The organism is Pseudomonas sp. FW305-3-2-15-E-TSA4, assembly GCF_058787295.1.
Window position 1 is genome coordinate 1 of the sequence record NZ_JBYSZP010000016.1, and the last position, 13,348, is coordinate 13,348.

Annotated in this window: 12 protein-coding genes; 7 read left to right on the top strand and 5 right to left on the bottom strand. The window is 61.5% G+C overall.

The features are described 5' to 3' along the window. Positions 1-104: 104 nt before the first annotated feature. Together AC3WMV_RS21330 and moaA are read right to left on the bottom strand one after the other, a co-directional pair. A complete protein-coding gene (locus AC3WMV_RS21330; RefSeq protein ID WP_103368906.1) occupies positions 105-1,004 on the bottom strand; it encodes a bestrophin family protein in 900 nt (299 codons plus the stop codon). A 35-nt stretch (positions 1,005-1,039) separates the two neighbouring features. Continuing rightward, complete coding sequence (gene moaA / locus AC3WMV_RS21335) at positions 1,040-2,038, bottom strand: GTP 3',8-cyclase MoaA (RefSeq protein ID WP_103368905.1); 999 nt, start codon at positions 2,036-2,038, stop codon at positions 1,040-1,042. A 357-nt stretch (positions 2,039-2,395) separates the two neighbouring features. Here moaA and AC3WMV_RS21340 point away from each other — a divergent pair, with 357 nt between their 5' ends. The 5 genes from AC3WMV_RS21340 to AC3WMV_RS21360 all read left to right on the top strand — a co-directional run bounded on the left by AC3WMV_RS21340 (position 2,396) and on the right by AC3WMV_RS21360 (position 8,113). Then, the gene (locus AC3WMV_RS21340) at positions 2,396-4,720 is read left to right on the top strand and encodes an FdhF/YdeP family oxidoreductase (protein ID WP_027611713.1); all 2,325 of its coding nucleotides are present in this window, start codon (positions 2,396-2,398) and stop codon (positions 4,718-4,720) included. A 106-nt stretch (positions 4,721-4,826) separates the two neighbouring features. Next, positions 4,827-6,230 (top strand): cytochrome ubiquinol oxidase subunit I, encoded by a 1,404-nt coding sequence (locus tag AC3WMV_RS21345; protein WP_103368908.1) that lies wholly within the window; start codon positions 4,827-4,829, stop codon positions 6,228-6,230. A 3-nt stretch (positions 6,231-6,233) separates the two neighbouring features. Further along, positions 6,234-7,250, top strand: a complete 1,017-nt coding sequence (cydB, locus tag AC3WMV_RS21350; protein ID WP_096796447.1) for a cytochrome d ubiquinol oxidase subunit II — start codon at positions 6,234-6,236, stop codon at positions 7,248-7,250. Then, positions 7,237-7,392: a DUF2474 domain-containing protein gene (locus AC3WMV_RS21355; protein WP_103368904.1), complete on the top strand. Its 156-nt coding sequence runs from the start codon at positions 7,237-7,239 to the stop codon at positions 7,390-7,392. The genes cydB and AC3WMV_RS21355 overlap by 14 nt, the downstream gene beginning before the upstream one ends. Positions 7,393-7,654: 262 nt before the next feature. Then, positions 7,655-8,113 (top strand): REP-associated tyrosine transposase, encoded by a 459-nt coding sequence (locus AC3WMV_RS21360; RefSeq protein WP_097090270.1) that lies wholly within the window; start codon positions 7,655-7,657, stop codon positions 8,111-8,113. A gap of 394 nt (positions 8,114-8,507) precedes the next feature. Here the strand turns inward: AC3WMV_RS21360 and AC3WMV_RS21365 are convergent, their stop codons facing one another. Further along, on the bottom strand, positions 8,508-9,359 hold the full coding sequence (locus AC3WMV_RS21365) for a CAP domain-containing protein (protein ID WP_103368903.1): 852 nt from the start codon (positions 9,357-9,359) through the stop codon (positions 8,508-8,510). 199 nt (positions 9,360-9,558) lie between these two features. Here AC3WMV_RS21365 and AC3WMV_RS21370 point away from each other — a divergent pair, with 199 nt between their 5' ends. Then, entirely contained in the window at positions 9,559-10,179 is a 621-nt protein-coding gene (locus AC3WMV_RS21370; protein ID WP_103368902.1) for a cell wall hydrolase, read from the top strand. On the opposite strand, the gene AC3WMV_RS21375 is transcribed toward AC3WMV_RS21370, so the two are convergent. After that, the gene (locus AC3WMV_RS21375) at positions 10,176-11,063 is read right to left on the bottom strand and encodes a LysR family transcriptional regulator (protein ID WP_027611719.1); all 888 of its coding nucleotides are present in this window, start codon (positions 11,061-11,063) and stop codon (positions 10,176-10,178) included. The genes AC3WMV_RS21370 and AC3WMV_RS21375 overlap by 4 nt on opposite strands. Positions 11,064-11,166: 103 nt before the next feature. Between AC3WMV_RS21375 and AC3WMV_RS21380 the strand changes: the two genes are divergently transcribed. Continuing rightward, positions 11,167-12,555 (top strand): MFS transporter, encoded by a 1,389-nt coding sequence (locus tag AC3WMV_RS21380; RefSeq protein WP_103368901.1) that lies wholly within the window; start codon positions 11,167-11,169, stop codon positions 12,553-12,555. On the opposite strand, the gene AC3WMV_RS21385 is transcribed toward AC3WMV_RS21380, so the two are convergent. Then, positions 12,503-13,216, bottom strand: a complete 714-nt coding sequence (locus AC3WMV_RS21385) for a murein L,D-transpeptidase catalytic domain family protein (protein WP_027611721.1) — start codon at positions 13,214-13,216, stop codon at positions 12,503-12,505. The two genes, AC3WMV_RS21380 and AC3WMV_RS21385, sit on opposite strands and share 53 nt — an antisense overlap. Positions 13,217-13,348 lie beyond the last annotated feature (132 nt).

The following is a 13,348-nucleotide window of genomic DNA, read 5'->3' on the forward strand; positions in this document are numbered from 1 at the left end:
CCTGTAGGAGTGAGCCTGCTCGCGATGACGGCGGCACAGTCAACATCTTTACTGACTGGGCGACCGCTATCGCGAGCAGGCTCACTCCTACAGAGGGAGCGAGCTCAGCTCAGCACATAGTCCACCGGCAGCAACATCGGCGGCAGGTCGGTTTCGCCCAGTTCGCTGAGAATGTCACGCTCGATGGTGCGCACCAGCGAGTCAGTCGCCAAATCGTTTTCGTCGCGGCCGAACGGGTCTTCCAGTTCATCGGCAATCGCATCCAGACCAAAGAACGTGTAGCTGACAATCGCCGTGAACAGCGGGGTCAGCCAGCCCAGCGGTTCGGCCATGGCGAACGGCAGCAGGATGCAGAACAGGTAGATCGTGCGGTGCAGCAGCAAGGTGTAGGGGAAGGGCAGCGGGGTGTTTTTGATCCGCTCGCACACCGCTTGTGCCTGAGTCAGGCTGGTCAGGTGATTGGCCAGCAGCATGTAGCGCCACTCGCTCAGTTCACCGCTTTGATGCAGATCCGAACATTGCTGGCCGACCTGCTGCAGAATCCGTCCGCTGTAGTCCGGCACCTGCGCATCGTGTTGCGGGGTGATCCACTTGCTGCTGGCCGCCGCTTCGCTTTCCCGGCGCAACCGCGCGTTCAACGCATGAGCAAACCCGCAGAGGTTGAGCAGCAACGGCTTGCGCTGCGCCGATTCGCGGATGACATGGGTTTCGCGAATCACCGAACGAATGTGCACCAGCACATCGCCCCAGGCCTTGCGCGCTTCATACCAGCGGTCGTAGCAGGCGTTGTTGCGAAAATTCATGAAGATCGACAGTGACAGCCCGAGCAGGGTGAACGGCGTGGCGTTGACCTTGGTGAAGTTGCTCGGATGGAGCATTTCAATCAGCACGATGGCAGAAGCCAGCAGGGTGACCATCAGGGTGCGCAGGGCGATACGTTTGGCGATCGAACCCTTGAGGGTGAAGAGGATGGCGAATTGGTTGACCTTGGGTCTGATGATCATGCTGGGCGATCCCGGTTACGCAGGGTGAGGGCGGCTCAGCCGCCGGTCATGTTCATGAAGCGCACGACCTGAACGTCGTCGTTCACTTCGAAATTGTGCCGATACGGCTTGAGTTTCATCGCTTCGATGATGGCCTTCTCCAGCCGCTCTGGTTGCCCCGGATGAGCGCGCAGCACGGCTTTGAGATCCACCGAATGCTCGTTACCCAGACACAGTAGCAGGCGCCCCTCGACAGTCAGCCGCACCCGGTTGCAAGTACCGCAGAAATTGTGGCTGTGCGGCGAGATAAAGCCCAGACGAATATCCGGCGCCTCGGCCAGCCGCCAGTAGCGCGACGGGCCCTGGGTCGACTCGGCGGAGTCGATCAGGGTGTAGCGCTCGGCGATTTTTTCGCGCACCTGGGCGCTGGAGAAAAACGACTCCGCGCGGCTGTGTTCGCTGATGATCCCCAGCGGCATTTCCTCGATGAAGGAGACGTCGAGCTGGCGGTCGATGGCGAAGCTCACCAGATCGTTGATCTCCTGATCGTTGCGCCCCTGCATCACCACCACGTTGAGTTTGGTTCGGGTGAAACCGGCCTTGCGCGCCGCATCGATGCCGCTGATCACCTGCGCCAGATCACCGGTGCGGGTCATTTGCCTGAAGCGATCCGGGTCGAGGCTGTCGAGGCTGATGTTCAGTCGCTTGACCCCGGCGTCGAACAACGGCGCGGCGAGTTTGCCCAGCTGCGAGCCATTGGTGGTCATGCACAGTTCACGCAGGCCGGGCAGGGCGGCGATCTGCTCGCACAACTTGACCACGCCCGGACGAATCAGCGGCTCGCCGCCCGTCAGGCGAATCTTGCGCGTGCCCAGCGCCACGAAGCTCTGCGCCAGTTGATAGATCTCCTCCAGCGTCAGCACTTGCTGGCGCGGCAGAAACTGCATGTCCTCGGCCATGCAATACACGCAGCGAAAGTCGCAGCGGTCGGTGACCGACATGCGCAGATAGTCGACGCGGCGGTTGTAACCATCGATCAAGACACGCTCTGACATGACAGCCTCGCAGGAGTGGGAAGTCCGCATTGACGGAACCGGTTAGCGCAGATTATGGGCAACTTCAGATCTCGTCCAATCACTGTTTATGACTGCTTGATTGAGCGCGTCGATGATCAATTATTTTTGCTCGAAAGTTACCGCTTTAGTTTCGCAACACCCCGTAAATAAAGGGTTTTTAACCGTGATAGAGGGTTTCGATAGTGTGGTCATAAATAGCGATTAGACAATGTTTTGTAACGGTTCATATCCTTGCTCCGGCAACTGAAACGACCGCTTTATTGCTGTGCAAAGTCGGCCGTCGCTGTTTAACCAAGATCAGGTTTATGCCTGTGTGCATCGTCATGGAGATGTCCCATGTCACAAGTCGACCGTTACAAACCTTACAAGGGCGCCGCTGCCGGTTGGGGGGCTGTGATCAGCCTGACCAAAAGCTGGCTGGGCAGTGAAAACGCCCTGAAAAACATCCGCGCCATGCTCAAGACCAATCAGAACGGCGGCTTCGACTGCCCGGGCTGTGCGTGGGGTGAAGCGCCCGGTGCGAGCATGCTCAAGTTCTGCGAGAACGGCGCCAAAGCGGTGAACTGGGAGGCTACCGGGCGTTTGGTCGACCCGGCGTTCTTCAACAAGTACACGGTATCGAGCCTGGCCGAGCAGAGCGACTACTGGCTGGAATATCAGGGCCGGCTGACCCACCCGATGCGTTACGACGCGCGGGTCGACCGCTATGTGGAAACCACCTGGGAAGATGCGTTCGCGCTGATCGCCGAACATCTCAAGGGCCTGAAATCGCCGCACGAGGCCGAGTTCTATACCTCGGGCCGGGCCAGCAACGAAGCGGCGTTTCTCTATCAGTTGTTCGTCCGCGCCTACGGCACCAACAACTTTCCCGATTGCTCGAACATGTGCCACGAAGCCAGTGCGGTGAGCATGGGCGAGACGCTGGGCGTGGGCAAGGGCACCGTGGTCTACGAGGATCTGCATCATGCCGACGCGATTTTCGTCATCGGCCAGAACCCCGGCACCAACCACCCACGCATGCTCGAACCGCTGCGTGAAGCGGTGAAACGCGGCGCGCAGGTGGTGTGCATCAACCCGCTGAAAGAACGTGGCCTGGAACGTTTCCAGAACCCGCAGAACCCGCTCGAGATGCTCAGCAACGGTTGGGAAGCGACCAACACCGCGTACTTCCGCCCGGCGCTGGGTGGCGACATGGCGATGATTCGCGGCATGGTCAAATTCCTTCTGCAGTGGGAGCGTGAAGCCCAGGCCAGCGGTGGCGAACCGGTGTTCGACCATGCGTTTATCGCCGAGCACACCTCGGGTCTGGACAGCTACCTGGCAGAAGTCGACGCCACGACTTGGGAGCACATCCTCGAGCAGTCCGGCGTGCCGTTGCACGACATCGAACTGGCGGCGCGCATGTATGGCCGCGCCAAAAGCGTGATCATGTGCTGGGCCATGGGCCTGACCCAACACGTGCACTCGGTGCCGACCCTGCAGGAAGTCATCAATCTGCAATTGCTGCGCGGCAACGTTGGCCGTCCGGGCGCCGGTCTGTCGCCGGTGCGCGGGCACAGTAACGTGCAGGGCGACCGCACCATGGGCATCAACGAACTGGCGCCGAAGGAGCTGATGGACGCGCTGGAAAAACGCTTCAACTTCAAAGTACCGCGCATGCACGGCCACAACACGGTGATGGCGATCGGTGCGATGGAGCGTGGCGAAGCCAAAGTGTTTATCGGTCTGGGCGGCAACTTCGCTCAAGCCACGCCGGACACCCCGCGCACTCACGAAGCGATGCGCAAACTCGACCTGACCGTGCACATTTCGACCAAGCTCAACCGCAGCCATCTGGTCACCGGACGCGACGCATTGATCCTGCCGTGCCTCGGTCGCACCGACATCGACATTCAGGCCGAAGGCCCGCAAGGCGTGACCGTGGAAGACACCTTCAGCATGGTGCATTTGTCGTTCGGTCAGTTGAAACCGAAGTCGGCGCACTTGAAGTCCGAGCCGGCGATCATTGCCGGGATTGCCGCCGCGACCTTGGGCAAGCATCCAATCGACTGGGAGTGGGCGGTGGGCGATTACGGACGCATCCGCAACCTGATCGGCGACGTGATTCCGGGCTTCGAAAACTTCAACGAAAAACTGCTGACCCCGGGTGGCTTCCACCTTGGCAACGACGCCTCGGATCGGGTCTGGAACACCGAGTCGGGCAAAGCCCAGTTCACCCCGTGCGTGCTGCCGGAACACCTGATCAGCGAAGGCGTGCGCAACCTGCCGGTCAAGCCGGATCTGATCCTGCAGACCATGCGCTCCCACGACCAGTACAACACCACGCTGTACGGGCTCGACGACCGTTATCGCGGGGTCTATGGCATGCGCGACGTGATCTTCGCCAACGAACAGGACATCCAGCGTCTCGGTTTCGAACCGGGGCAGAAGGTCGATCTGGTGGCGCTGTGGGATGACGAGCGCGAGCGTCGGGTCAGCGGTTTCACCCTGATCGCCTACGACATTCCGCCCGGTCAGGCCGCGGCGTACTACCCGGAAACCAATCCGCTGGTGCCGCTGGAAAGCTACGGCGACCGGACCTACACGCCGACCTCGAAATTCGTCGCGATTCGCCTCGAAGCGGCCAAGGTCAGCAACCTGATCCCGTCGTCGCTGGCCTGACCCGCTACTTATAAAAACCTTGGCAATTTGACTGGCTGCAGGCGTTCGCGCCTGGCGGTGGCCCGGCGACGTGCTGCCGCTTTTCAGCCTGGATGAGGACATCATCATGCTCAACATGGAGGCACTGGACCTGGCGCGAATTCAATTCGCGTTCACGGTTTCGTTCCACATTATCTTCCCGGCGATCACCATCGGCCTGGCGAGTTTCCTCGCGGTACTCGAAGGCCTGTGGCTGAAAACCCGTGACGACACCTACCGCGATCTCTACCACTTCTGGTCGAAGATCTTTGCCGTCAACTTCGGCATGGGCGTGGTCTCGGGGCTGGTCATGGCGTACCAGTTCGGCACTAACTGGAGCGGGTTTTCCGACTTCGCCGGGAGCATCACCGGGCCGTTGCTGACCTATGAGGTGCTGACGGCGTTCTTCCTTGAGGCCGGTTTCCTCGGGGTCATGCTGTTCGGCTGGAACCGCGTCGGCCGTGGCTTGCACTTCTTCGCCACGGTGATGGTCGCTATCGGCACGCTGATTTCAACGTTCTGGATTCTCGCGTCCAACAGCTGGATGCAGACGCCGCAGGGCTTTGAAATTGTCGACGGTCGGGTGATGCCGCTGGACTGGCTGGCGATCGTGTTCAACCCGTCGTTTCCGTTCCGTCTGGCGCACATGGCGATCGCCGCGTTCGTCGCCACGGCCTTCTTCGTGGGCTCGTCGGCGGCCTGGCATTTGCTGCGCGGCAACAATACCGCGCCGGTGCGCAGGATGTTTTCCATGGCGTTGTGGATGGCGCTGATCGTGGCACCGATTCAGGCGGTGGTCGGTGACGCCCATGGCTTGAACACCCTGGAGCATCAACCGGCAAAAATCGCCGCCATCGAAGGCCACTGGGAAAACGCCGACAACGGCCCGACGCCGCTGGTGCTGTTCGGCATCCCCGACATGCAGGCGGAGAAGACCAAGTACGCGCTGGAAATCCCGTACCTCGGCAGCCTGATCCTGACCCACAGCCTCGACAAGCAGATCCCGGCGCTCAAGAGCTTCCCGAAAGAGGATCGGCCGAACTCGACCATCATCTTCTGGAGCTTCCGCGTGATGGCCGGGCTGGGCATGTTGATGATCCTCGTCGGTGTGCTCGGTCTGGCGCTGCGTCGTGGCGGCAAGCTCTATCAGCATCGCGGCTTCCAGCGTCTGGTGTTGCTGATGGGGCCGAGCGGGTTGATCGCGTTGCTGGCCGGCTGGATCACCACCGAAGTCGGGCGTCAGCCGTGGGTGGTTTACGGCTTGATGCGCACCCATGACGCCGCGTCGCACCACTCGGTGGCGCAGATGAGTACCTCGCTGCTGCTGTTCGTGGTGATCTACTGCTCGGTGTTCACCGTGGGCATCGGCTACATGATGAAACTGGTGCGCAAGGGCCCGCAGCCGCATCACGAACATCCGCCGGGGGGCGATCAGTTGCAAACCCCGCGCCGGCCTATTTCGGCGGCTACCGCCCCGATGAAGGAGCACTGAGTCATGGGTATTCAAGGTATCGATCTCTCGTTGATCTGGGGTGTGATCATCGCCTTCGGGGTGATGATGTACGTGATCATGGACGGCTTCGATCTGGGCTTGGGGATCCTGTTTCCGCTGATCCCGGATGAGCAGGAGCGCGACGTGATGATGAACACCGTCGCCCCGGTGTGGGACGGCAACGAAACCTGGCTGGTGCTCGGTGGTGCGGCGTTGTATGGCGCCTTTCCACTGGCCTACGGGGTGATTCTGGAGGCGCTGTACCTGCCGCTGATCCTGATGCTCTGCGGGCTGATTTTCCGTGGCGTGGCGTTCGAGTTTCGCTTCAAGTCGTCAGCGCAAAAGCGTCACTGGTGGGACAAGGCGTTCATCGGCGGTTCGCTGCTGGCGACGTTCTCCCAGGGTGTGGCGATCGGCGCCTACGTGTCGGGCATTCCCGTGGTGAATCGGCAGTTTGCCGGTGGCGGCCTGGACTGGCTGGCGCCGTTTCCGCTGGTGTGCGGCGTCGGTCTGGTGGTGGCTTATGCGCTGCTGGGCAGCACCTGGTTGCTGGTCAAGACCGAAGGCATGCTCGAGTCGCGGATGCGTCTGTTCACCCGGCCGCTGGCGTGGTTGCTGACGGCGATGGTGGTGGTGATTGGTGCGTGGACACTTAAGTTGCACCCGGAACTGGCCACTCGCTGGTCGACCAGCGGACACCTGATGGTGTTCGCCGGGTTGGTGGTGCTGGCGCTGCTGGCGTTGTTCGGGCTGCTGCGCACCTTGCGTCAGCGTCACACCCACTGGCCGTTCGTGTTCACTCTGGTGTTGATGCTGCTCGGTTACATCGGCCTGGCGTTGAGCATCTGGCCAAACATCATCCCGCCATCGGTGAGCCTGTGGGCGGCGGCGTCTCCGCCTTCGAGCCAGTTGTTCGCCTTGATCGGCGCACTGTTCATCCTGCCGGTGATCCTGATGTACACCTTCTGGAGCTACTACGTATTCCGCGGCAAAGTGAGGATTGGCGATGGCTACCATTGATTCGCGCGAGGTCAAAACCAGCCGCTGGTACAAGCGCCTGGGCTGGTTGTTGCTGATCTGGTTCGGCAGCATCGTGTCACTCGCCGTGGTGGCGAGTGTGCTGAAACTGGCGATGTATGCAGCGGGGATGAGAACCCACTGACAATAAAAAAACCGGAGCCATGACTCCGGTTTTTTTTGTGCCTGCAATTCTGAACATCGCAGATGTCCCCGGTGGGAGCGGGCTTGCTCGCGAAGGCGTCCGCTCAGTGGACATCGATGCTGAATGTGCCGGCCCCTTCGTGAGCAAGCCCACTCCCACCCTTTTTCTGGTGCACAGACACATCCTGCCAACAAACATGTTCGGCGCACTGTGATGGCTGATCTAGCCTTTTTTTGAATTCAACCATGAACAAGGCAAAGGAATGCCCAAGCGTTACTCATCACATCGCCTGCGAACCGGCCGTCATTGCGAAGAAAATCAGATCTACCTACTAACCGCCAATACTTTGGGGCGTGAGCCGGTGTTCACGGATTACAGGCTCGGCCGGTTGGTTGTGCATCAGTTCAGGCAGGCGCAGGAAGAGGGATTTGCCGACACATTGGCATGGGTGGTTATGCCCGATCATTTTCATTGGCTGATCCAATTGCAAAAAGGAACACTTGGCCAATTGATGTGCCAGGTCAAATCCCTGAGTACTCGTTCAGTCAACACAGCGAGCGGTAGATCCGGAGGCCTTTGGCAGCAAGGTTTTCATGATCATGCATTACGTCGAGAGGAGGATCTGGTGAAACTGGCCCGCTATGTAGTGGCTAATCCACTGCGGGCCGGACTGGTGGAAAAACTCGGTGACTACCCGCTATGGGACGCGGTCTGGGTTTGAACTCAGGATGCGCATTCACCGCATTACTTCAGAATAAGTGCGATCCCAGTGGGAGCGGGCTTGCTCGCGAAAGCGTCAGGTCAGTCGCCACCGATGCTGAATGTGCCGGCCCCTTCGTGAGCAAGCCCACTCCTACCCTGGATTTCGACCAGCCGCAAATCCTTCATCCAACAGCAATTCCCCTGTGATTTCGGCCAACCGTAAATCCCTGATGCACTGACTACCCCTGTGGGAGCGGGCTTGCTCGCGAAGGCGTCCGCTCAGTCGACATCGATGCTGAATGTGCCGGCCTCTTCGTGAGCAAGCCCACTCCCACCCTTGATAGCGGCCAGCCCTGAATTCTTCATCCACCACCAATCCCCACATCGGATCTTCGGTGTTTTCTGAAGGGGAGTTACTGCGCCCCAAACATCGCGGTCCAGTAAATCCCGGCGCTGCTCTTTGGATCGGTCGCGTAGGCGGCGCCGAGTTCTTTGTATTGCGGGTTCATCAGGTTGGCGCAGTGGCCGGGGCTGGCGAGCCAGCCGTCGACGACCTTGCGCACGGTGTCTTGCCCGGCGGCGATGTTTTCGCCGACCAGTTGCCCGCTGTAGCCGGCCAGTTCGGCGCGGTCACCGGGTGTGCGGCCGTCGCGGTCCTTGTGGTCTAAGTAGTTGTTGTTGGCCATGTCGCGGCTGTGATCCTGGGAAATGCTGCCCAATGTGGCGTTCCAGGTCAGTGGCCCGGCCGCGGCAAAGGCCTGGCCGCCGCATTGACGCGGTTGGGCGCGAGCAGCGTTGAGTTGTTCGAGCAACTTCTGGCCTTCGCTCTGCGCATCACCGAGTTTCGCCGAGAGCAACGGTCGCGCCAGCACAATGCGCCAGTCACGATCGGCGCGGCTGACACCGACATCGACGAACTGCGGATCCAGCACCACCTGACAGAAGCTCTCCTGAATCGCCTTCATCGCCGACGCCGCATCCCGTGGGCCGTTGAGGGTGATCGCCTGCACGTTGACCATCGGGTAGCTGGCGCTGGCCATGGCCTGTTGCAGATCGACCGCACCGGCGGCCGGCAGTCTCAGCCGTGGATCGGCCGACAGCGGTGGCAGTTCACTGGACGCCTGGCTGCCGCAACGCTGCGGTTGGCTGCGGTAGGCATTGATCGACTCGATCAGTTGCGACTCGTCGGCAGCCATGGCCGAGGCGGCCACGGCCAGCCCCACGGCCAGCGCGGCGAAACGCAAAACGGATGGCATGAAGCGCATGGAAATCTCCCTTGAGCTGAGTGCGCTCATGATGCGCGAAAGGCCCCCGGTCAGTGCAATGTCTTTTTCTTCATCGTGCGGATTTTTCTGCGGAACAATGCGCCGAAATTTGCCGTCTACACTCTCCGAAGGCCCCGGGAACCGGGCGTCTCCCCCACGAAACACCTTGCCCGGAACGGGCGCTGCCGGAAGAACAGACATGGGATTGAAATGGTTGGCTGGCTGTTTCGCATTAACCCTTATGGCCGGCGTTGTGAGCGCCACCGAACAGGCGCCGATCAAGGCCAAGGCCGAAGAGAAGGCTCAAGTGCTGGAAGAGAAGGCCGCCGACAAAGTCAGCGCGGCACCGGCACCCAAATCCGAAGCGATCACCCCCACCGAAGTGCAGGCGGTTGACCCCGCTGGCACCGCGCCGCTGGACGATCCGATCACCTGTCTGGCGCGCAGTATCTATTGGGAAGCCAAGGGCCGCGATACGCTGGAAATGGAGGCGGTGGCCAACGTGGTGATGAACCGCCTCGGCCATGACGGCTTCCCCGACACCGTGTGCGCAGTGGTCAAGCAAGGGTCGGAAACCAAGAGCTGCCAGTTTTCCTGGTGGTGCGACGGCAAGGCCGATCAGGTCAAGGAAGACGCCGAATACACCCTGGCCAAGGACATCGCCGGCAAGGCACTCAACCGCCAGTTGCCGGATCGCACCCATGGCGCACTGTACTTTCATGATCGCCAGGTGCATCCGAGCTGGGCCAAGGAGTACAAAAAGACCGCCGCGGTCGGCAAATTCCTGTTCTATAAACCGGCCGGCGGCGATGCGCGTTAGACGCAGACTTCCCGTACACAGTTGCGCAGCCAGCGGTGTGCCGGGTCGGCGTCCATCCGTGGGTGCCAGAGCATCGACACACTGATCGGCGGCATCCGGAAGGGCAGGGCGAAGCTGTGCAGGCCCATGCGCAGCTTGCTGGTGTGACGCTCCGGGACCGTGGCGATCAGGTCCGATTCGCGGACCAGCGTCAGCGCCGCCGAAAAGCCGCCGAATGAAGTAACGATATCCCGCGTCAGACCTGCGGCGAGCAACGCTTCGTCGACCGGGCCGCTGCTGCGCCCGCGCCGTGAGATCAGAATGTGCTGGCCGCCGGCAAAACGTTTGCTGCTGATCTTGCCCGAGCTCAACGGATGGCCCTCACGAACCACACCGATCCAGTGATCCTCAAACAGAATGCGGCTGTGCAGCGTCGGGTCGGTGCTGTCGTCGACCACGCCGGTCTCCAGATCGACCCGGCCTTCGCGCAGCGGCGTGCTGTCCTTGTCGGCTTTCTGCACAAAGCGCAGGCGCACGCCGGGTGCTTCTTCAGCGATGCGCGCGAGCAGCGCGGCGGCGAAGGTTTCGACAAAACCGTCGGTGTTGCGCAGGGTGAAGGTGCGCTGCAACTGGCCGGGATCGAGCACTTCGGCGGGACGCAACACCGCCTCGGCTTCCTGCACCAGAGCGCTGACCCGTTCGCGCAATTCCAGAGCACGCGGGGTCGGCACCAGACCTCGGCCGGCGCGCACCAGCAACGGATCGCCAGTGGTTTCGCGCAGCCGGGCCAGGGCACGACTCATGGCCGACGGGCTCAACCGCAGAATGTGCGCGGCGCGGGCGACGCTGCCTTCGCGCAACAACACGTCGAGGGTGATCAACAGGTTCAGATCCGGTGTGCTCATGACATGGCGTTCCGTGCAGGTATCAAGTGCAAAGCATGCGTCTTGCGCCTTGCCTTGTCGAGACGCAGGCTATGCCGTCTGACCTTTGCACCAGGAGCGCCCGATGCCCGGATCCCCCTTGCCCCCTCAAGCCCGCTGGGCGCTGACCAGTCTGGCGCTGTCGATGTTGATGCCGTCGCTGGACACCAGCATCGCCAATGCCGGATTACCGACCTTGGCTGCAGCGTTCGATGCGACGTTTCAACAGGTGCAGTGGATCGTGCTGGCCTACCTGCTGGCGGTCACCACGTTGATTGTCAGTGTCGGGCGTCTGGGCGATGTGTTCGGGCGGCGACGCCTGCTGCTGATCGGCATCGGCATTTTTACCAGTGCTTCGCTGTGCTGTGCGCTGGCGCCGGGGCTGGGCTGGTTGATCGGCGCGCGGGCCGTGCAGGGCCTTGGCGCGGCGATCATGTTCGCCTTGACGGTGGCGCTGGTGGCGGATGCGGTGCCCAAGGCGCGGGCGGGCAGTGCGATGGGCTTGCTGGCAACCATGTCGGCCACCGGCACCAGCCTCGGGCCATCGCTGGGCGGTCTGCTGATCACGCATGTCGGCTGGCCGTCGATCTTTGTCCTCAACGTGCCATTGGGCCTGCTCAATGCGTGGCTGGTTTATCGTTATCTACCGGCCGATCGCCCGGCCAAATCGGCAGTCGCGTTTGATTACCTCGGCACCGTGGTGCTGGTATTGACGCTGGCCGCCTACGCGCTGGCGATGACGCTCGATGGCTACACGCTGATGTTGCTGCTGGTCAGCCTGTGCGGGGCAGGGGTGTTTGTTGCGGTCGAGATGAACGCCAGGGCGCCGCTGATTCGCCTGTCATTGTTTGCCGACGCACGTCTGAGCAGCAGCCTGGCGCTAACGTTGCTGGTAACGACGGTGATGATGACCACGCTGGTGGTCGGGCCGTTTTACCTGAGCCGGGGCCTGGGACTGGGCAGCACCGTGGTCGGCCTGGCATTGTCGGTCGGGCCGCTGCTGGCGGCGTGTGGCGGGGTGCCGGCGGGGCGTCTGGTGGATCGCTTCGGTGCGCGGCGGGTGGTGCCGGGGGCGTTGTTCGGGTTGGCCGGTGGTTGCAGTTTGTTGGCGTTGTTGCCGATGAGATTCGGTCTGGTGGCGTATCTGCTGCCGATGGCTGTGGTTGCCAGCAGTTACGCGTTGTTTCAGGCGGCCAACAATAGCGGGTTGATGGCCATGGTCAGTCAGGATCAGCGCGGCGTGGTGTCGGCCCTGCTCGGGCTGTCACGCAATCTCGGACTGATCACCGGCGCGGCGGTCATGGGCGCGGTGTTCGCCTTCGCTACGGGTGACCCGACGCAAGCCCCGGCCGAGGTCATCGGCAGTGGCTTGCACTACACGTTCGGGGTTGCGGCGGCGCTGATGGTCGTCGCCCTGATCGTCAGCTGGCGTGGGTACTCAAGATGCTCGCCACTTGCTGCGGCTGGCAGTTGAGGTACGGCGAGGACTTCAGCCAGCGCTGGTCCGGGTACCAGGAGAACATGAACTGGCCGTCCTTGAGTTTATCGATCACCTGCTTCGCCACTTGCGGGCGCACCGCCGGGCAACCCTGGCTGCGACCGATACGGCCCTGACGCTTGCTCCACAACGGATTCACGTAGTCGGCGGCGTGGATCACGATGGCCCGGTCGCGGGCCAGGTCATTGAAGCCCGGTTCCAGACCGTCCATGCGCAGCGAATAACCGTGGGTCCCCTCGTAACTTTCCTGGGTGCGGAACAGACCGAGGCTGGATTGGTAACTGCCTTCGCGGTTGGAGAACTGGGTAGCGAAATTTTCCCCGGAATTTGAACCGTGGGCGACCAGATCGCGCAGCACCAGTTTCTTTCTGTTCAGATCGAAGATCCACAGCCGGCGGGCGGTGGAGGGCTGCGAATAGTCGATGATCGCCAGGTGGCGTGAGGGTCTCGCGCCATTGTTGACTGCGCATTGCATGGCGCTCAAGGCACCTTTCAGCGCTTGGGGATTGAGTTCCGGCGCGGCGTGGGCGAGGCTGGTGAAGAGCACCGGCGATGGTTTGCCGGCGGCGAAAGCTGGGCTGCTCACGACGACGAGGGTCGCGGTGGTCAGCAGAAGTCGGCGCAAATACGTCAACATTTATAAAGTGTCCTCACTTGCTACTTATTTGGCACTTTGGCTCCTGACTCCCAGTCATACCCGACAGACCCCTGTTTCGAGCCTGACTGTTCAGCGCACCTGATGTAAGGTTGACCGTCATTCAGACGGCCA

Coding starts and splice junctions, on each gene's coding strand:
- AC3WMV_RS21330 (WP_103368906.1), bottom strand. CDS start 1,004: ATGATCATCAGACCCAAGGTCAACCAATTCGCCATCCTCTTCACCCTC.
- moaA (WP_103368905.1), bottom strand. CDS start 2,038: ATGTCAGAGCGTGTCTTGATCGATGGTTACAACCGCCGCGTCGACTAT.
- AC3WMV_RS21340 (WP_027611713.1), top strand. CDS start 2,396: ATGTCACAAGTCGACCGTTACAAACCTTACAAGGGCGCCGCTGCCGGT.
- AC3WMV_RS21345 (WP_103368908.1), top strand. CDS start 4,827: ATGCTCAACATGGAGGCACTGGACCTGGCGCGAATTCAATTCGCGTTC.
- cydB (WP_096796447.1), top strand. CDS start 6,234: ATGGGTATTCAAGGTATCGATCTCTCGTTGATCTGGGGTGTGATCATC.
- AC3WMV_RS21355 (WP_103368904.1), top strand. CDS start 7,237: ATGGCTACCATTGATTCGCGCGAGGTCAAAACCAGCCGCTGGTACAAG.
- AC3WMV_RS21360 (WP_097090270.1), top strand. CDS start 7,655: ATGCCCAAGCGTTACTCATCACATCGCCTGCGAACCGGCCGTCATTGC.
- AC3WMV_RS21365 (WP_103368903.1), bottom strand. CDS start 9,359: ATGCGCTTCATGCCATCCGTTTTGCGTTTCGCCGCGCTGGCCGTGGGG.
- AC3WMV_RS21370 (WP_103368902.1), top strand. CDS start 9,559: ATGGGATTGAAATGGTTGGCTGGCTGTTTCGCATTAACCCTTATGGCC.
- AC3WMV_RS21375 (WP_027611719.1), bottom strand. CDS start 11,063: ATGAGCACACCGGATCTGAACCTGTTGATCACCCTCGACGTGTTGTTG.
- AC3WMV_RS21380 (WP_103368901.1), top strand. CDS start 11,167: ATGCCCGGATCCCCCTTGCCCCCTCAAGCCCGCTGGGCGCTGACCAGT.
- AC3WMV_RS21385 (WP_027611721.1), bottom strand. CDS start 13,216: ATGTTGACGTATTTGCGCCGACTTCTGCTGACCACCGCGACCCTCGTC.